17 protein-coding genes are annotated in these 18,338 nt (G+C 68.8%); 8 read left to right on the top strand and 9 right to left on the bottom strand.

The window, feature by feature from the left end; translation table 11 throughout:
* The first annotated feature begins 24 nt into the window (after positions 1–24).
* The 3 genes from ribH (at position 25) to ftsY (ending at position 1,998) form a co-directional block, all read left to right on the top strand.
* Complete coding sequence (ribH, locus tag DB354_RS01995) at positions 25–498, top strand: 6,7-dimethyl-8-ribityllumazine synthase (protein WP_107833763.1); 474 nt, start codon at positions 25–27, stop codon at positions 496–498.
* Positions 495–944, top strand: coding sequence for a transcription antitermination factor NusB (gene nusB / locus DB354_RS02000; protein WP_107833764.1), 450 nt, complete (start codon positions 495–497; stop codon positions 942–944). The genes ribH and nusB overlap by 4 nt, the downstream gene beginning before the upstream one ends.
* A gap of 112 nt (positions 945–1,056) precedes the next feature.
* Positions 1,057–1,998, top strand: a complete 942-nt coding sequence (gene ftsY / locus DB354_RS02005; protein ID WP_107833765.1) for a signal recognition particle-docking protein FtsY — start codon at positions 1,057–1,059, stop codon at positions 1,996–1,998.
* Between the two features lie 320 nt (positions 1,999–2,318).
* Here the strand turns inward: ftsY and DB354_RS02010 are convergent, their stop codons facing one another.
* From DB354_RS02010 to modA, 6 genes are all read right to left on the bottom strand, one after another.
* The gene (locus DB354_RS02010) at positions 2,319–3,176 is read right to left on the bottom strand and encodes a DUF4142 domain-containing protein (protein ID WP_158277318.1); all 858 of its coding nucleotides are present in this window, start codon (positions 3,174–3,176) and stop codon (positions 2,319–2,321) included.
* A gap of 186 nt (positions 3,177–3,362) precedes the next feature.
* Positions 3,363–5,429: a TonB-dependent receptor gene (locus DB354_RS02015; protein WP_107833767.1), complete on the bottom strand. Its 2,067-nt coding sequence runs from the start codon at positions 5,427–5,429 to the stop codon at positions 3,363–3,365.
* Between the two features lie 90 nt (positions 5,430–5,519).
* On the bottom strand, positions 5,520–5,849 hold the full coding sequence (locus DB354_RS02020) for a hypothetical protein (RefSeq protein WP_107833768.1): 330 nt from the start codon (positions 5,847–5,849) through the stop codon (positions 5,520–5,522).
* A gap of 63 nt (positions 5,850–5,912) precedes the next feature.
* On the bottom strand, positions 5,913–7,379 hold the full coding sequence (locus DB354_RS02025; protein ID WP_107833769.1) for a sialidase family protein: 1,467 nt from the start codon (positions 7,377–7,379) through the stop codon (positions 5,913–5,915).
* 14 nt (positions 7,380–7,393) lie between these two features.
* Positions 7,394–8,089: a molybdate ABC transporter permease subunit gene (modB, locus tag DB354_RS02030; protein WP_107833770.1), complete on the bottom strand. Its 696-nt coding sequence runs from the start codon at positions 8,087–8,089 to the stop codon at positions 7,394–7,396.
* Between the two features lie 112 nt (positions 8,090–8,201).
* Positions 8,202–8,984, bottom strand: coding sequence for a molybdate ABC transporter substrate-binding protein (gene modA, locus DB354_RS02035; protein WP_158277319.1), 783 nt, complete (start codon positions 8,982–8,984; stop codon positions 8,202–8,204).
* Between the two features lie 119 nt (positions 8,985–9,103).
* Here modA and DB354_RS02040 point away from each other — a divergent pair, with 119 nt between their 5' ends.
* Positions 9,104–10,225: a DUF481 domain-containing protein gene (locus tag DB354_RS02040; RefSeq protein WP_146180067.1), complete on the top strand. Its 1,122-nt coding sequence runs from the start codon at positions 9,104–9,106 to the stop codon at positions 10,223–10,225.
* A gap of 34 nt (positions 10,226–10,259) precedes the next feature.
* Here the strand turns inward: DB354_RS02040 and DB354_RS02045 are convergent, their stop codons facing one another.
* Both DB354_RS02045 and murI read right to left on the bottom strand, forming a co-directional pair.
* A complete protein-coding gene (locus DB354_RS02045; protein ID WP_107833773.1) occupies positions 10,260–11,276 on the bottom strand; it encodes a WD40 repeat domain-containing protein in 1,017 nt (338 codons plus the stop codon).
* Positions 11,277–11,324: 48 nt separating this feature from the next.
* Positions 11,325–12,173: a glutamate racemase gene (murI, locus tag DB354_RS02050; RefSeq protein WP_107833774.1), complete on the bottom strand. Its 849-nt coding sequence runs from the start codon at positions 12,171–12,173 to the stop codon at positions 11,325–11,327.
* Between the two features lie 236 nt (positions 12,174–12,409).
* Between murI and DB354_RS02055 the strand changes: the two genes are divergently transcribed.
* The 4 genes from DB354_RS02055 to DB354_RS02070 are packed head-to-tail and all read left to right on the top strand — an operon-like array spanning position 12,410 to position 16,374.
* The gene (locus tag DB354_RS02055) at positions 12,410–14,065 is read left to right on the top strand and encodes a thiamine pyrophosphate-dependent enzyme (protein ID WP_199226770.1); all 1,656 of its coding nucleotides are present in this window, start codon (positions 12,410–12,412) and stop codon (positions 14,063–14,065) included.
* A gap of 5 nt (positions 14,066–14,070) precedes the next feature.
* Positions 14,071–14,580, top strand: a complete 510-nt coding sequence (locus DB354_RS02060) for a 2-oxoacid:acceptor oxidoreductase family protein (RefSeq protein ID WP_107833832.1) — start codon at positions 14,071–14,073, stop codon at positions 14,578–14,580.
* Positions 14,577–15,911, top strand: a complete 1,335-nt coding sequence (locus DB354_RS02065) for a phenylacetate--CoA ligase (RefSeq protein ID WP_107833775.1) — start codon at positions 14,577–14,579, stop codon at positions 15,909–15,911. The genes DB354_RS02060 and DB354_RS02065 overlap by 4 nt, the downstream gene beginning before the upstream one ends.
* A gap of 19 nt (positions 15,912–15,930) precedes the next feature.
* Positions 15,931–16,374: an ACT domain-containing protein gene (locus DB354_RS02070; protein WP_107833776.1), complete on the top strand. Its 444-nt coding sequence runs from the start codon at positions 15,931–15,933 to the stop codon at positions 16,372–16,374.
* A 378-nt stretch (positions 16,375–16,752) separates the two neighbouring features.
* On the opposite strand, the gene DB354_RS02075 is transcribed toward DB354_RS02070, so the two are convergent.
* Entirely contained in the window at positions 16,753–18,183 is a 1,431-nt protein-coding gene (locus DB354_RS02075) for a GTP-binding protein (RefSeq protein WP_107833777.1), read from the bottom strand.
* Positions 18,184–18,338: the final 155 nt, after the last annotated feature.

The following is an 18,338-nucleotide window of genomic DNA, read 5'->3' on the forward strand; positions in this document are numbered from 1 at the left end:
TTGGCCTAGCGAATAACCCGTTTCATGAGCCTGGATGCGCCACAAGCCCGTGTCATCGATGGTGCCGGATTCCGATTCGGCATCGCGGCGGCGCGTTTCAACGAGGAGTTCACCGACGGGCTCCTCGCGAACGTGCAGGCCGGGCTGCGGGCCGCCGGCGTGCCGGAGGGCAACATCGCTGTCCTGCGCGTTCCCGGTTCGCACGAAGTGCCATGGGCGGTGCAGACCCTCGCCGTGCGCAGCCAGTGTGACTGCCTGATCGGCCTCGGCGTGTTGATCGCCGGGGACACCAACCATCACGAGATGGTGGGACAGAGCGTTTCCCAGGCGCTGCAGGACGTGGCCCTCAGCACCCGGACTCCGGTGATCAATGGCGTGATCGTGGTGAACTCCCGGGACCAGGCGCGCGAGCGCTGCATCGGCGGGATCAACCGCGGCGCCGAATTCGCGCAGGCCGCGCTGGAGATGGCCGCGTTGCGCAGGAAATTTCCCCGATGAGCAAAGCCCAGTTCGCCCAACGGCGCGACGGTCGCGTCGCGGCGCTCCAGTTCCTCTACGCGTGGAGTCTCAACGCGCCCAAGAATCTCACGGATGACCTCCGCGTGTTCTTCGAAAACTGCGAGCATCCGCGTGACCACTACTCCTTCGGCGAAGAGCTGATCCACGGCACGATCGAGCACATCGAGGACATCGACGGCCGCATCCGGACGCTCGCCCAGAACTGGGAGTTCGACCGCATCGCCAAGATCGACCTCGCGATCCTCCGGCTCGCGATGTTCGAGATGATCTACCGGAAGGACATTCCGCCGGTGGTCTCGATCAACGAAGCCATCGACCTTTCGAAGCAGTTCTCGAACGCCGACGCCAAACGCTTCATCAACGGCATCCTCGACCGCCTGAAAGATCAGATCGGCCGGGACGCCCGCCGAGCGGACGCCGGCTGAGGACCCAACCGCCGCCGGGGCCCACGACAGGGCGGACGCGTTAGGCGACACTGGCGCGCGCGTGGTTCCCGGTTATCGTCTCGCTCCCACTGCCGCCCACTTTCCCTCTCCCGTGATTTCCTTCTTTCGCAAGTTCAAGGACGGGTTCGCCAAGACCGTCTCCGCGATCGCCGCCAAGACGCGCGGCCTCTTTGGCGGACGCAAGATCGACGCCGCGTCACTCGATGAACTCGAGGAGGCGCTCTACACGGCGGACTTCGGCGTCGAGACCACGGAGGAGATCCTGACCGAGATCAAGGCCGCCTACGGCCGCGAAAAGGACCTGCAGGGCCGTGCCGCCGCCGAGATTGGCGCCGCCGTGCTGCGCCGCGTCCTCGCCGGCAGCGAGGGCACGCTCGACCCGGCTCCGGCGGCCGCGCCGGATGGCGTCCGCCGTCCCATCGTCATCGCGATGATCGGGGTCAACGGCTCCGGCAAGACCACCACCGCTGCGAAGCTGGCTTGGCGGCTGAAGCAGGACGGCAAGACCGTCACCCTCGCGGCGTGCGACACGTTCCGGGCGGCGGCCGTCGAGCAGCTCAAGACCTGGGCGACGCGCATCGATCTCGACATCGTGGCGAGCCATACCGGCGCGGACGCCGCGGCGGTGGCGTTCGATGCCTGGCAGGCGGCAAACGCGCGCGGACGCGACTTCCTCATCGTGGACACGGCGGGCCGGCTCCACACCAAGAGCAATCTCATGGAGGAGCTGGCGAAGATCCGCCGCGTGCTCCAGAAGAACGACGCGACCGCTCCGCAGCACCGCTGGCTCGTCGTTGACGGCTCGCTCGGCAGCAACTCGATCGAGCAGGCCCGGGTGTTCCACCAGAGTTTCGGCCTGACCGGGCTCGTGGTGACGAAGCTCGACGGCACCAGCCGCGGCGGCGCGCTGGTCGGCATCTACCGCCAGCTCAAGATCCCGATCTATTTCCTCGGCCTCGGCGAACAGCCCGAGGACCTGCAGCCGTTCAGCGTGGAGAACTACGTGAAGGCCGTCTTCGGCCTCGACGAATAGGCGCAGCCCAAGGCTGAACGCCAAAGCCCAACACGCTGAACGCGCCGGAACTCCGTCCGGTCACCGCCGCATCGGGCCGTACCCAGTGTCACGTATTACGTGACAGTTGCGCCGCTGCGCGACCGACTGTGAGTGTCACGTAATGCGTGACACTGGGGCGGGCCGCTCGAGGGAAGCGCGCAGAAAACTGTCACGTAATACGTGACACTGGCGCGGGCAGATCGGGCGGAGAGTGTCACGTAATACGTGACACTTTCGTAACGCGAAAAAGAGCGTTCCCGCGGGGCGGAAACGCTCGCGAATGTGTACTGAGGTTTCGGTTACGGCGTGCTGCCGGTGGAGCTCGTGGCGGCGCCGGTGCCCATGCCCGAGCTCTCGGAGCCGTAGGAGCTGGTGCTGGTCGCGTTGCCCTGGCCGCTCAGGCCGGTGCCGCCGGTCGTGCCGGTGGTGTCGGTGGCGCTGCTGCTGCCCGTGTTCGAGCGCCAGCTGTCCTTGTCGGTGCGGCCGGTCGGGACGACGGACTGCTGCAGTTGCTGCACCTGAGAGAGGTGCTGCTGCAGGTGCTGCAGGGTCGAGCTCGCGAACTGGCGGATCTCGGGATCCTTGGCGTCCTTCGCCGCCTTCTCGAAGCGCTTCACGTCCTTCTCGTGCATGTCGACCATGTGTTCGATGAAGTCGCGGTCGAATTCCTCGCCTGACGCGCGGCTGAGCCGTTTGTAGTCGCGGTCCTCGGTGTCGTCCTGATCGATCTTCACGTTCTTCGCGCTGGCGAGGCTCATGAGCTGCGAGTTGACCTGCGTGTGCTGGTCAACCATCTGCTGCGCGAATTGCTTCACCTCGGGGTTGCTCGCCTTCTGCGTGGCGAGCTGGGCGATCTTCACCTCTTTCTGGCCGTCGTCTGCGGCCTTGGTGACGAACCGCTTGTCACCCCAGCTCAGCTTGCCGTCGGAGGCGCTGGTGCCGGTGGAGCCCTGCCGGCTCGACAGGTCGGTGTCGTTGGTGCTCATCGAGCCGCTGCCCGCGGTGTTGCTCGTGCTCTGGCTGTTGTAGGTGCTGTTGTTCCGGCTGGTGCTCGGCTGCGTCGAAGACCCCGCGGAGGAGGACGAGGACGATTGCGCGAACACAGCGATGTTGCCTGTAACCAACACCAATGCGGCGGCGAGAGCCGCGCGACGCATGGGTGAAAGGGAAGGGTTGGAGGATTTCATAGCGGGTCGACTATACGCGCCGGGGGACGCCCCGCTATGGGCGCCGGCCCTGATTCGGGGACCGGCGCCTTCCGGTCGGCGGACTGGGTTCGAGACGGTAGCCGCGGTCGGCCTTTGCCTACCAGCCGGGTGGTTGTCGCCGCGATCTCCGCGACACTAGAACTGCAGCCGCACGCCCCCGGTGACGCCGCGCCCGGCCAGCGGCGCAAACGCCTTCAGAAACGACGTGTGTTCCCGGGCTTCGGCATTCGCCAGGTTCTCGCCGTGCACGAATACCTCCGGCCGGACCCGACCCGTGCCGAGCCGCCACGACACGTCGGCATCGAGGAGGGTGTAGCCGGGCGTCGGCGTCTCATTGTGGCCAACCCGGTGCTGGGCAAAGACCCGCCGCACGCCGGCGCCAAACGTCCAGCGGTCGGTCGCGTAAGTGAGCCGCGCGCCCGTGCGCCAGGGCGGCATCCTTGGCAGCGGTACGTCGTCCGGCACCGTTTGGGCACGGACATAGTCGGCCGAGAGGTCGAGGTGGAGCTGGCCCGAGCGGCGGTCCAGAAGATGCAACGACAGCTCGGCCTCACCGCCGAGGAAGCGGGCGTCGCGGGCGACGAACTGGTACGGGGTGAGCCCGTCGGGATTGGCGGAGTCGGGGACCGCATCGGCGGCGAGTTCCTGCTCGAAGACGTAGTCCTGGAAACGCTGCGCAAACACGCTGATCGCGCCCGTGATGCGGCCGGAGCGCCGCCGGAGGCTGAGATCGACGCCAACGCATTTCTCGGGCGCAAGATCGTGCGTGCCGATCTCGTACGCCGCGGTACCGGCGTGCGGCCCGTTGGAGTAGCGCTCCTGCGCCGCGGGAAGGCGTTGCGTGTAGGCGAGCGACGCCGCGAGGGTCCAGTTCGCCGCCGGGTGATGCACGACCCCGAAGGACGCGCTCAGGCCGCTGTCGCGGTTGCGCTCGTGCGGCCGCGCGGCGTAACCCGGCACCTCCGGCAGATCGGAAGGGACGTCCCCGAGCGTGATGGTCTGCCGCTCCGCCCGGGCACCGAGTTCGAGCCGGGTCGCCTCGTTGAGCTTCATTTCCTCCAGCGCGAAGATCGCGACGTTTTGCATCACGTATGGCGGCGTGGCCACTTCCTCGCCGACGGCGGAGAAGTCACTGCGCGCAGCTTGCGCGCCCACCGTGCCGAGCAGCGGGCCAATCGCCACATGCGGCAGCTCGAGCCGGCCCTCCCACGCGCGGTTCTTGAACGTGGTGTTCACGGTCGTGCCGCCACTGAGCTCCGAGTGTTCGTAGTCGCCTATGCCCAGCCGGACCCGGGCGCCGCGGAACGGGCCGAAGGCCCGGGTGATGTCCCCCTCGAGCGCGAGCCGGTTCTGACGCAGCCGGATGCTCGTGGCGGGATCGTCGCCGGTCGGAACGCCATACTCTGTCTCGTAATGGCTGACGGCGACGCCGGCTCGGCCAACGTCCCAGAACTGCGCGAGTCCGGCGGAAACGCTCTTGGTCTGCGTGGCGCTGCCGGGAAGCGTGCCGCGGGGCTGGTCGCCCGGCGCCTCGGGATCGATGCGGGCGATCCCGGGAATGCGGAGATCGTCGGTGTCGCGGGTCAGCGCGTTGACGTGCACGGCGGTCGCGCCGTGCACGGCGTCGGCCGCCAGCACGGCGGCATTTTCGCGGGTGGCTCCCCCGGTGCGAAGTTCGAGCGTGCCCCCGAACGGCCGTGCGACGCGTTCGGTCGGGATGCTCTGGTCGATGACGTTGACGACGCCGCCAACCGCGGAGCTGCCGTACAGGAGCGTGCTGGGGCCGCGCAGAACCTCCACGCGCGAGGCGAAGAGCGGCTCCACTGCGGTGTTGTGGTCGGGGCTCACGTTCGAGGCATCGAGCGCGCCGATGCCGTTGGTGAGAACGCGGATGCGGTCGCCGCCAAGCCCGCGGATGATGGGCCGGCTTGCGCCGGGGCCGTAGGCCGTGGAGCTCACTCCGGGGATGGTGGCGAGGCTGTCACCGAGCGTGGAGCGCACGGCATGGCGGAGTTCGTCGCCGGCGAGCACCGAGGTGCCCTGGGCGAGGTCGAAGGCGGTGCGGGGATCCGGACCGGCGCTCACGATGACGGTGTCGAGATGCTGGACGCGGTCGTCGCCCGGTGGCGGCGTTGCCGGCGTGGTTTGGGCGCGCAGGCACGCTGCGGCGCAGAAGAGGGGAAGAAGGAAATATTTGGACATAGTCAGCCTGGAGAATGCGAGGACGGGAGATCCGCGCGGTTTAGGCGCGCGAATGCGGACACATCGCCCACGGGGCGATGCGGGTTTCAATCAAGCCACCAGGCTGACCGGCGGGCCGCGCTCCGGATGCCGGAGATAACGCGGGGCGGCGACAAAAGGATCCTCCTGCGGAGCCAGTACGCGGGCGCAGACCGCGAAAGAAGGCGCGGCGACGGCAACGGCGGCTGCAGGCGCGGCGGTGCCGGTGGAAAACAGCGTGACGGCGCAGTGGTGATCGGGGGCCTCGACGTCGCCGCGGTGCAACGCGTGATGCAGCTCCGGGCAGGCGCTGAGGATCGCGAGCCCGAGCACAAGCGCAGCGCAGCCGGCCGCGGCGAGGCGGCGCAGGAGATCAGCGATGCGACTTGGGTGGGCGGGCATGGGCAGCGCGGCGATTATGGCAAATGCGTCAAGCCCCGGGCCCGGGGCGAACGGGCGGGGACCTTACCGTGCGGGTTCACCGAGCCAGCGCAAATCGTAGAGCCACCATTCGCCCCCGCGGCGCTCGATGCGGGCCAGAAACGGCCGGCGCAGCTGGAGCGCGGCCAGGTCGAGCGGGGCGATCGTGAACGTGTGCGTTCCGCCAGCGAATACCCCCGGCACCTCGGCGTGCCGAACGTCCACGCGGTTGGTCGCGGCATCGACCGATAATGCGGCGCCCCGCAGGGCAAAACCGCGCAACTGCTCCGGAGTTGGCGTGCAGTGGCAGGATGCTTCGCTGGCCAGCAGTTCACCCTCTGCAATGGAGGCCCGCGAGACGCGCAGGCCCTCCGGCGTGGCGAGCACGATGAGCAACCGGGCTTGCCCCTGTCCGCCGGCGTAGTCCTGCAACAACAGCAGCCGCGGCACGCCGCGCGCAGCGCCAGCCGGCGCGAGCTCGACGGGCTCGTTTGCGGCAAACTCAGGGTTGATTCGGCGCAACCACGCGCTGCCATCCGCTTCCACCCAGCTTGCGAGCACGGTGCCGTCGCTCAGCAGGACCGTATCGACGCGACCGGCGGGCCGGCCGCGGTCGAGCCGCAGCGGCATCAGCCAGCGGCCCGCGGCGTCGGGGGAGTAGGAGGCGAGGACGCGCGGCTCGCCGTCCGCGGCCGTGAACCACACGGCGGCGACGCGGCTGCCATCAGTGGCGAGTCGCGGGCCGTTTACGGGACAGGCGGTGATCTTCCAGCCATCCGGGCTCAAGTCGGCCGGGGCGTCCCAGGACGACCCGCGAAATCGCGCGACGCGGATGTCACGGACCTCGTCGGCGGAGCGGCCGCGGTAGGCAAGCAGGGCGCCGCCGTCGAGCAGTGGCACGAGCGTGGTCGGGCAACAGTCGCAAACGCGGGCGTCGACGCGCTCTTCGGAGGCAGGGTCGCCGAGGATTCGGGCGTAGAGCTGCTGGACGGCCGGGCCGGTGGCCGGTTTGCGGCCGTCGAGCCACGCCGCGAGGACGCGCCCATCGGCCAGGCGGGTGAGCGAGACGTTTTCGACCGGCGCGGCGTCCGGACCCCAGCGCTCCGGTGCAGTCCACGTGGCGCCCCTATCGCGCGATTCTGCGACGAACGCGGCGCCGCGGCCGTCGCACCACAGCGCGTGGATGCGGCCGTCGCCGGCGATCGCGAGTTGGGGGACGTCGGTGGAACTGGGCACGATCGACGCGGCGGTGGCGATGTCGCGGGTTGGGAGCCAGGAGGACTCGGCGGGAGCGAAACGCGCCGCACGCAGCCGGAAGTGCGGCTGCCCTGCGGCGGCGGGCTCGACCCACGAAAGCCAGACCGTTCCGTCGGGCGCTTGCGCGAACGCAGGAGCGGCGGCCTGCGCGCCGGCCGGGGAAGGCAGGGGAGTGAATGTGAACGCTGTCGCGGATACGGCCGGCGCGACCGCGACCGCGAGGGCGAGGCAGGAAACGGAAAGCAGGAATCGCATGCGGTGGCGGTGGGTCAGGTGCGCCGCCGCTGGAGGATGGTCACGACGAGGAGGAGGGCAAACGCGAGGACGAGAAGCGTGGCGGCGAATGCATGCGCCTGTGGATACGCCAGCGCCTGCACTTCATCGTAGAGTGCGATGCTCGCCACCTTGGTCACGCCGGGGATGGCGCCGCCGATCATGAGCACGACGCCAAATTCGCCGAGCGTGTGGGCAAAGCCCAGGGTGAGTCCGGCGGCGATGCCGCGCCATGCGAGCGGGACGTGAAGCCGCCAGAACACCCGCCGGGGCGAGGCGCCCAGCGTGGCGCCGGCGTCGAGCAAGTCGCGCGGCACGGCGCGCAGCGCGGCCTGAAACGGCTGCACGGCGAACGGCAGCGAGTAGAAGACCGACGCGATGACGAGTCCGGTGAAGGAGAAGGCGAGCGATTGGCCGGTCACGGCCTGCCACCACCGCCCCGGCCCGTGCTGCGGCGAAAAGGCGACGAGCAGGTAGAAGCCGATGACCGTGGGCGGCAGGACGACCGGGAGCGCGACAACCGTCTCCAGGGCTGCGGCCAGCTTCGAACGCGTCGAGTTCAGCCAGTGCGCCAGCGGCAGCCCAACGATGCCGAGCACGAGGGTCGTGATGGCGGCCAGGCGCAGCGTCAGCCAAAGCGACTGCCACAAGGCAGGCGAGAGACCGAGGAAGGTGGCATGGGCTTCGGGCAAGCGCAGGAGAGGGTTGGAATAGACCTTGCGAGCGTGGCGAACGCGGGCCGCGTGAAAACCGGAAAGTGCGACGGGGCGCGAGGGCGGCGGGCAGACGGCGCGAGCGCGCCCGCTATTCCGGGGACGAGTAGCCCTGGTCGCGCAGGATCCTTTGCGCGGCGGAGGAGCGCAGGAACTCGAGATACTGTCGGGCGGTAACGTTCTCCCTGCCGTGCTGCGTGAGAATCGCGCCATGCGCGAGGGTCACGCCGGGGTAGGCGGGGGCGGGGATCTCGAGGTACGAACCGCGGCCGGCCAGCCGGCGGGAGAGCACGAACGACAGCGCGACGAAACCCGCGTCGGCGTTGCCGGTTTCGACGAACTGGGCGGCCTGGGCGATGTTCTCGCCGATGACGAGCCGTGGTGCGAGGGTCGACCAGAGCCCAAGCTGTTCGAGGACGGTCTGCGCGGCGCGGCCATATGGGGCGGAGCGCGGCTGCGCGATCGCGAGCTTCCGCAGCGCCGGCGAAGTGAGGGCGGCCTTGAGGTCGGACATGGGCAAGCGTGGGTTGGTCGTCCAGAGCACCAGGCGCCCGCGGGCAAACGTCTGCAATGTGGCCGAGACGCCCGCGCCGGCGGCGGCAAGCTCGGCGGGGTATTGGGTATCGGCCGAGAGGAAGACGTCGTAGGGGGCGCCGTGTCGAATCTGCGCGAAGAGGCTGCCGGAGGCGCCGAGCGTGGTGGTGATGCGGGCGCCGGGGTGGTGCGCCTGGAACTCCAGATTGAGCGCCTCGATGGCGTAGGTGAGGTTGGCGGCGGCCGCCACAGAGACGACGGCCGCCGCCGGCTTGTCCGCGGCCGCCAGCCGGCAGGTCTGCAGGATAATCAGGAGAACGATGATCAGGCGCCGACGCACGGCCGCCACGGTGTGATCACGATTTCGGGGCGGCAAGCCCGGTCGAAACGACGCCCGCGCCGAAAAAACCGGAGAAAATTCTTGAAACACGAGTGAAATGCGTGCGTCGAAAGCAGGCGATGATTCCGGGAATCCGACGCGTCCTCGCCTGGCTTATGCTCGGGCTTTGCCTCATCGGCGTGCAGTCGCGCGCGGAAACCACCGAGGAGGCGCTCGACGTGTCGCGCGATGCGCTCGTCTACAAGGACGGCGACCGTGTGTACGGCAAACTCGTGCAGCAGGTCGGGAACGTGATCGTCTTTCGATCGGATCGCTTTGGTGAGCTGCGCGTATTTGCGACGGACGCCGTCGTGATCCGGGCCACGACGATCGCAAAGACGACGGATCAGTCCGCCGCCAAGCCCGTCGTCGCGCAGGGTATTCACCCCAAACCCGCGGCGGCAGCGGCTGCGGCGGAGCCGGAGGAAGCACATGCGCCGGAAACCCCCGAGGACCGCGCGGAAAAGGAGAAGCTGAGCCTGTGGAACCTGTTCTCGCCGGCGGTCATGACGGCGCGCGTGCGCGAATTCTTCGGTCCGTGGCACGGCCGCGTGGCGGTGTCGAACGACATCGTGACGGATACGTCGGACCGCCGGAGTCTGGCGGTCGACACCCGGATCGCGCGCAAGTTCAAGAAGGACGCGATCGAGCTCACCGGCCGGTACGACTACAACAACACGAACGAGGTGACGACGTCGGATACGCTCAAGGGGGCGGGCTCGTGGCGGCACGACTTCGACCGGCGCAAGTTCGGCCAGTACCGGCCCACCGTGGAGTGGAACCGGGCCAGCACCAAGAACGGTGTCCGCGCCGAGTACGTGCTGCTGCAGCAGGAAATCGGCTTCGGCTTCAACGTCATCATCAAGCCCACCCGCAAGCTCCGCCTGGGTGTCTCCCAAAACTTGTTCGACACCTGGACCTACAGCGACCGGCGGGACGACACCGGCCACGGTTCACGCGGCGTGGAGTCGTTCTTCGACGAACTGGAGCTGACGCTGCCCTGGCGCATGACGCTCACCCAGCGCGGCGTGTGGTACCCGGTGGAGCACGAGACCGACGGCTTCGAGAATCGCGTCGAGCTGAACAAGAAGCTCAGCGAAACGCTGAGCCTGGCGCTGCGGCACGAGTTTCGTCGCAACAACCCCGACGGTTCGTCGCAGGATTACACGAAGCTTCGCCTGCTGCTCGGCTTCGATTTCTAGGCGCGTTTGCGCCGGTCGGCGGCGCCGTGGCGGCTCAGGCTTCGCAGCGGAGGACGTACACCGAGCCCTTCTCGGTGCCGATGGCGAGGTAGCGGTCATCGGGCGACCAGACGAGCTTTGTGGCCTTGCTCGGCATGCGCACGGTGGCGCGGAGCGGCTTCGGACGTTCGGGACTCCAGAGCTGGACGACGCCGTCCTGGGCGGCGGTGGCCAGGAGCCCGTGCTGGTGCTGAAACCGGACGCTGCAGACAGGCGCCTCGTGCGGGAGCATGGTGGGCTCGCGGCCCTCGGGGCCTTCGCCGGAGCAGTCCCACAGGCATGCGTCACGGCCGCCGCTGGTCGCGAGCCAGTGCGAGTCGCAGTCGAAGGAGAGGAACCGCACCTTGCCCTCGTAGCCGCTCATGTGGAGCTCGGTGTCGCTCTCGGGCAGCCACAGGTGCACGGAGGGATCCTGGTTGCCGGAGACGAGCCAGCGGCCATCGGGCGACCACACGAGCGCGTGGATGCCGTTGCCGTAGGCGTATTCCTTCTGGGCAAGGTGATCGTCGGCATCCCAGATGCAGACGCCGCCGAAATACGCGGCCGCGAGTGCGCCGCCGCCCGGGTGCCAGGCGAGGGCGGAAAGGGTCTTGGGGGCGGGTTTGAAGCGATGGCGCACGCTGCCGTCCGCCCCGAGGAAAACCAGCTCGCGCCCCGCGGCGGCGGCGAGGGTGGCGCGCTGCCCATCCGCCGCCGGACGCCACGCGAGGTGTTCGATCCAGGCCTGGCCCAGCTGCGCGGTGGCCGTGTGCTGGCCGGCGGCGCCATCCCAGAATTTCACCGTGCCGTCCTGACCGCCGGACGCGAGCAGGTGGCCCGACGGGGCCCAGCCCAGAACGTTGGCGCCGTCGGCGTGACCCGGGAGCAGGGCGGTGCGGGTGCCCGTCGGCGTCTCGAAAACGCCGATGCCACCGGCGGCGGAGGCCGCGGCCAGGCGGGCGCCATCCGCGGACCAGGCAAGGTCGATGGCGTAGTCGTCGAGTTGGGCGGCCCAGTGCTTGGTGAGTTCCATGGGGGCGGGTAAAGTCGGCGGTGGTTGCAGCCGTGGCAAGCGGCGCGCTCAGCGGAGCCGCACGCGTTCGGCCGTGAGCCGATGGCCCAGGAGGCGTTCGCCACGTTCGGCAAACCAGCCGGCGTCGTCGGTCGTCGTGTAGCGGCGCCTGCCGCCGCGCGTGAGTCGCGCGGCATGTTCCGGGTGACGCTGCAGCCAGTCCGTGAGCCGCGCCGCGACAATATCCGCCTGGTTCAGCAGCTCGATCCCCGCCGGGACCAGCGGACGCAGGGCGGGGAGGAGGAGCGGAAAGTGGGTGCAGCCGAGGAGAATGCGCGTCGGCGGCCGCGGGCGGTCCAGGACCGGCGCCAGCGACTGCCGCAGGAACCACTCAGTGCCGGGACCCGCCAACTCGCCCGCCTCGACGAGCGGCACCCACATGGGGCAGGCCTGCTGGATCAGCTCGATGCCGGGGGCGAGCTTTTGCAGTTCGAGGCGGTACGAGTCGGACGCGACGGTGCTGGCCGTGGCCAGGACGGCGACCGCGCCGCGGGTGTCGGATGGCAGGGTCACCCCGGGGATCGCGCCCGGGGGCAGCCCGGCGAGAGCCTCGACCGACGGCCGGACCACGCCGAGGACGCGCCGATCCGGGCGATGGACGGGCAAATGGCGCTGCTGGATGTTGCGCAGGGCGCGGGCGGACGCGGTGTTGCACGCCAGCACGACGACGGTGCAGCCCTCGTGGAAGAGCCATTCGACGGACTCGAGGGTGAACTCGTTGATGACATCGGCGCTGCGGGCGCCATAGGGGGCTCGGGCGCTGTCGGCGAGGTACAGGTAGTCGTACTGCGGCAGGTCGCGCAGCAGGGAAGCAAGGATGGTCAGCCCACCGAAGCCGGAGTCGAATACGCCGATCATTCGGGCCAGCGAAGCCCGCGCGGCGGAGCGTGGCAAGCGGCCGCTGGCGTGGCGCCGTCCCGCGGGCGCCGGCGGTTGCGGGTGGCGACCGATGTATGACACGCTGCGAAGGCAGGATTAAGCGATCAACGCGGCGCTCAAAAATGGACCTTCTACCCGGCGGGCGGACGGGTGCTTTCCATCGCCCGGGCCGGGGGAGCCGTGGCTTAATCTCCGTCCCCTCGCCCCCCAACCCGATGACCAAAGTGAAGCGACAACTGCTTTCCGGTGACGAAGCCATTGCGCTCGCCGCGCTCCGTGCGGGCGTGACGCTTGGCACCGGGTATCCCGGAACGCCTTCGACGGAAATTCTCGAGACGTACGCGCGACTCGGCGGGCGGGCCCAGTGGGCGCCCAACGAGAAGGTCGCGCTGGAGGTGGGGGCGGGCGTCGCCTTTGCGCGGGGACGCGCGCTCGTGACGATGAAGCATGTGGGGCTCAACGTCGCGGCCGACGTCCTGTTCACGGTGGCCTACAGTGGCGTGAGCGGGGCGCTCGTGATCGTGTCCGCCGACGACCCGGGCATGTCGAGCAGCCAGAACGAACAGGACAACCGCCGGTACGCGGTGGCGGCGGGCGTGCCGATGGTGGAACCCGCGGATTCGCAGGAGGCCTACGACTTCACCTTTGCCGCGCTGGAGATGTCGGAACGCTGGGGCGTGCCGGTGCTCCTGCGGCTGACGACGCGGGTGTGTCACGCCAAGTCCATCGTGGCCGACGGCCGGGCTCCGCTGCCCGCGGTGGCGCCGCGGTTCGAGCGCAACATTCCGGAGCGCGTCATGATCCCCGCGCACGCGCGGCCGGCGCACCGCCGCTTGCGGCAGAAGCTGGCGGAGATCGCGACCTGGGCGGAAACGGCGCCGCTCAACCGGCGCACGGCGGGCGACGGCCGGCTGGGCATTGTCACGTCGGGCGTCGCGGTGATGCACGCGCGTGAGGCGGCACCGCAGGCGGCCCTGTTGCAGTTGGGCGTGACGCACCCGTTGCCGCTGCAACTGATCCGGGACTTCGCAGCGAGCGTGCAGGAGTGCGTCGTGCTGGAGGAGGGCGATCCCTATCTCGAGGAGGCGTTGCGCGCGGCGGGTATCGCGGTGCGGGGCAAGCCGGCCGGCTATCGCTTTGGTGAGCTCAACGTGGCGCGGACGCGCCGCATCCTCGCGGCGGACGCATCGCCCGAGCCGGCTCCGGCCCGCGGCAAACCGCCGCAACTCTGTCCGGGTTGCCCCTATCGCACGGTCTTCACGGTGCTGCGGCGGCTGGAGTGCATCGTGTCGGGCGACATCGGCTGCTACACCCTCGGCGCGTTGCCGCCATTCGAGGCGATGGATTTCCAGACCTGCATGGGGGCGTCGATTGGCATGGGCCTGGGCCTGCGCCACACCTTGCCGGCCGACGAGGCGCGCCGGGTGGTGAGCGTGATTGGTGACAGCACCTTCATGCACAGCGGCCTGACGGGTGTGGCCGAGATGGTGTACAACCCGCCGGCGACCGGGCACGTGCTCCTGATCCTGGACAACGGCACGACCGCGATGACGGGCCAGCAGGAGCACCCGGCGACCGGCCGCACGCTGAACCACGAGCCCACGGGGCGGGTGGCGATCGAGGCGGTGGTACGCGCGATGGGCGTGCCGCAGGTCGACGTGGTCGACCCGATGAAGGAGGCGGAATTTGAGGCCCTGCTGCGCGAGCGCCTGGCGTCGGGCCGGCTGGCCGTGATCGTCGCGCGCCGGAGCTGCATTCTCGCCGCCGGTGCCATCCGCGCCTACGAGAAGGCGGCGGCCGCCCGCAGCCAGCCATTGGGTGGCTGTCCCGCCGATGCCGCCACCACCACCACCGGGGAGACCGAAGGATGAGCACCATGGAAACTGTGACCAACATCGTCATTGCCGGCCTGGGCGGCCAGGGGGTGATCAAGGCGTCGGATATCCTCGCGCAGGCCGCGCTTGCGGCGGGGCTCGACGTGAAGAAGAGCGAGATCCACGGCATGAGCCAGCGGGGCGGCAGCGTGAACAGCGACGTGCGCTTTGGCGCGCGCGTGCTGAGTCCGATGGTGCCGACGGGCGAGGCGGACTTTCTCGTCGTGGTGGCGCCCGACCAGGTGGAGAACAACCGACCGCTGCTGTGCCCAACGGGTGTTCTGATCGAACCGCGGTTGCTGGGGGAGACCTCCCTGGCGAACCCGCGGACGCTGAACGTCGCGCTGCTCGGTGTCTTGAGCGTGTGGCTGCCCTTCCCGCCGGAAGCGTGGCGGGCGGCGTTTGATGCGCAGCTCGCCCCGAAAATCCGCGTGGCCAACGAGGCGGCCTTCGCGGTCGGCATCGCTGCCGGCGCCCGGGAAAAACTCCGCCTTCAATCCGTGACCCCGTGAAAAAGCCCTGCTGCCAAGCCGCCCCTGGTGGGTTCCACCCCGAAAGCGCCCCGGATTTTCTACCCCGGCCGCAGTTGCGCGACCTGCAACTGGCGCGGCTCCAGCTCAGCGTGCGCAACGCGTTCGAGCATGTGGCGCTGTTTCGCGCGCGCATGGAGGAGCGCGGCCTCACAGCCGACGACGTGCGCACGCTCGAGGACCTCGGGAAGCTGCCCTTCACGACCAAGTCCGACCTGCGCGACACCTACCCCTTCGGCATGTTCGCGCGCCCGCTTGCCGAGATCGTGCGCCTGCACGCCTCGAGCGGCACCACCGGCAAGCCGATCGTCGTGGCCTACACGCAAAGCGACCTCGACACGTGGGCCTCGGTGATGGTCCGCAGTTTCGCCGCGGCCGGTGTGACGCGCAGCGACATCGTCCAGAACGCCTACGGCTACGGCCTGTTCACCGGCGGGTTGGGCGCGCATTACGGCGCGGAGGCGCTGGGCGCGACCGTGCTCCCCATCAGCGGCGGCAATACCGAGCGGCAGCTCATGCTGATGCGCGATTTCGGCGTCACCGCGATCTGCTGCACCCCGAGCTACATGGTGCACCTGCTCGAGCGCGCGCAGGAGATGAAGATCGACACGAGCAAGCTGCGCGTGGGCGTGTTTGGCGCGGAGCCGTGGACGGAGGCGATGCGGCAGCGGATCCAGGCGATGTCGTCAATGAAGGCGTACGACATCTACGGGCTTTCCGAGATCATCGGGCCGGGCGTGGCGGTGGAGTGCAGCTGCCAGCACGGCCTGCATATCTTCGAGGATCATTTCTATCCCGAGATCATTGACCCGGAAACCGGGCGGGTGCTGCCGGACGGCGAGGAGGGCGAACTCGTCATCACGACGCTGTCGAAGGAGGCGATGCCGATGATCCGTTATCGGACGCGCGACATCACCGCGCTGGAGACGGCGGCGTGCGGTTGCGGGCGGACGATCCGGCGGATCCGGCGGATCAGCCGGCGGAGCGACGACATGTTGATCCTGCGCGGCGTGAACGTGTTTCCCTCGCAGGTTGAGACCGCGCTGCTCGCCGTCGAGGGCACGGTGCCGCACTACCAGATCGTGCTCACGCGCGCGCACGGGCTGGATGAGATGGAGGTGCGCGTGGAGGTCACGCCGGAGGTCTTCTCCGACAACGTGCGGGCGCTCGAGTCACTGCATCGCCGGCTGGAGAAATCCATCGAGCAGACCCTGTGCATCCGCGCGACGGTGCGCCTGGTGGAGCCGCACAGCATCCAGCGCAGCGAGGGCAAGGCCAAGCGCGTGCTCGACCTGCGCCAATCCTCCTCCTGACGTCATCACCCCGCCCACCATGAAGATTCCCCAGCTTTCCCTTTTTGTTGAGAACCGCCCCGGTTCCCTGCGGCCGCCGTGCAAGGTGCTCGCCGACGCCGGCATCGACCTGCTCTCGCTCACGGTGGCCGACACTGAGGAGTTCGGCATCCTGCGCATGATCGTTGTCGACCCCGACGGCGCGCGACAGGTGCTCACGGCGGCCGGCTTTGTGGTCAAGGTCACCGAGGTCCTTGCCATCGAGGTGCCGCAGCGGCCGGGTGGGTTGCTGGTGATCCTTGATGCGCTGGAGGCCGCGGGCCAGGCGATCGAGTACATGTACGCCTTCGCCGGCGTGACGTATCGGCGCCGGGTGGACGGCAGGGCGGTGCTCGTTTTCCGTTTCGCCGATCCCGATGCGGCGGTGCGCGCGCTGGCCAAAGCCGGCATCAGCGCGATCGCGCCAGCGGAACTGCAGAGCTGAAGGCGGAAGCCTGAGGCCGGAAGCCAGAAGCCAGAAGCCAGAAGCCAGAAGCCGGAAGCCAGAGGCCAGAAGCCAGAAGCCGGAGGCCGGAGGCCGGAGACGGGAGGCGGAAGGCTGAGGCCGGAAGCCAGAAGTCAGGGAGTCGTGCGCACAGCGGATCCGGCGCCGGAGGGAGTTCTGACTCGATATGGTCTGCGCTCCGCGCCCCTCCTCTGGTCTCGGTGCGCGCTGTGACACAATGACCAGCCTTCTCGGTGGCCTCTGTGCCTCCGTGGTTCATTCCCCGGTGTCTTCCTGACCACTCACCTCTGGCTTCTGTCCTCCGGCTTCTGGCCTCAGGCTTCCGGCTTCCGGCCTCCGGCCTCCGGCTTCTGACCATCAGGCCAGGCAGGCTTTGAAGGCTTCGGTGAGGGCGGTGCGGTCGAGATTCTTGCCGATGAAGACGAGCGTGTTCTGGCGCGGCTCGTTGCCCCATTCGCGATCGAAGGTGGCGTCGAACAGCATGTGCACGCCCTGGAAGACGAGCCGCTTGTTGGAGCCCTTGACGGCGAGGACGCCCTTCATCCGGTAGATGTCGCCGCCTTTCACGCGCAGGAGCGTGCCGATCCACTCGTTGAGCCGTTTGCCGTCGAGATCGCCGACTTCGCTGATCCCGACCGAGGTGACGGACTCGTTGTGCTCGTGGGCGCCGTGGTAGTCCTGCTGCCAGGTGGGTTTCACGGTGTCGCCGGCGACGTGGATATGCAGCGGGTCCTCGCCGCAGCCTTCGAACACCAGGTAGAGACCCGGCTCCTCGACCTTCACCTTGTAGTGGCCATGGCCGTCCTTGAGTAGGAGCCGGTGGAGCGTGCCGCCGGGGGCAATGGTGTCGCCGTCCTTCGTGCGCGACTCCCAGTCAGAGAACACGAGCACGGCGGCGTCGCGGGCGGCGGCGATCGCCTTCCCGTCGAGCGATTGCACCGGCATGATCACGACATCGAGTTCGTCGGGATTGCCGTGGTGGTGGTGATGGTGGTGCTCGTGGCCCTCGCCATCCCCGTGCTCGTGCTCCTCGTGCTCATGCTCATGACCATGCTCGTGGTCGTGGTCATGATCGTGGTGGCAGTGGCCGATCACGAGCTCGTGCGTGCCGGAAGGGAGATGGTAGGCGCCGGCCCATTCGAATGGGTATTCGGTCTCGAGGAACTTCGGATCGAGTTCGGTGGCGCGGCTCAGGTTGAAGCCGCCGACGTCGAGCACGCGGTCGAGGGGCACGTCACAATTCTGCGTCCGGTGGATGCGGGCGACGGCGTTGATCCGGCGGATGCGCGCCTCGAGGGCATCGAGCTCGGCGGGGGAGACGAGGTCGGTCTTGTTGAGCAGGATGACGTCGGCGAAGCCGACCTGCTTCACCGATTCGTCATCGGCGTCGAGGTGCTGGGCGACGTGCCGCGCGTCGACGACCGTGACGATGGCGTCGAGCTTGAACGCCTGCTTCATCTCGTCGTCGGTGAAGAACGTCTGCGCGACCGGGGCGGGGTTGGCCAGGCCGGTGGTCTCGATGAGGATGCCGTCGAGCTTGTCCTTCCGCTTCAGCAGCCGGCCGAGGATGCGGATGAGGTCGCCGCGGACGCTGCAGCAGATGCAGCCGTTGTTCATCTCGAAGAGCTCCTCCTCGCTCTGGATCACCAGTTGGTTGTCCACCCCGACCTCGCCGAACTCGTTCTCGATCACGGCGAGTTTCTTGCCGTGGTGTTCGGTGAGGATGCGATTGAGGAGCGTGGTTTTGCCGGCGCCAAGGAAGCCGGTGAGGACGGTGACGGGAATCATTGAATTGCGGATTGCGGACCGCGGGCCGCCGATCGGCGGACGCGGAGAGGCAATCGTGCAACCGGGCGGTCGAAAGGCAAATGCCGCGTTGGGCGCTCGTCGGGTGGGCCAGGCCGCAAAACGCCCGCGCCAGTGCGCGTGGCTCGCCGCATCCC

This window comes from Opitutus sp. ER46, from assembly GCF_003054705.1.
GTDB lineage: Bacteria > Verrucomicrobiota > Verrucomicrobiia > Opitutales > Opitutaceae > ER46.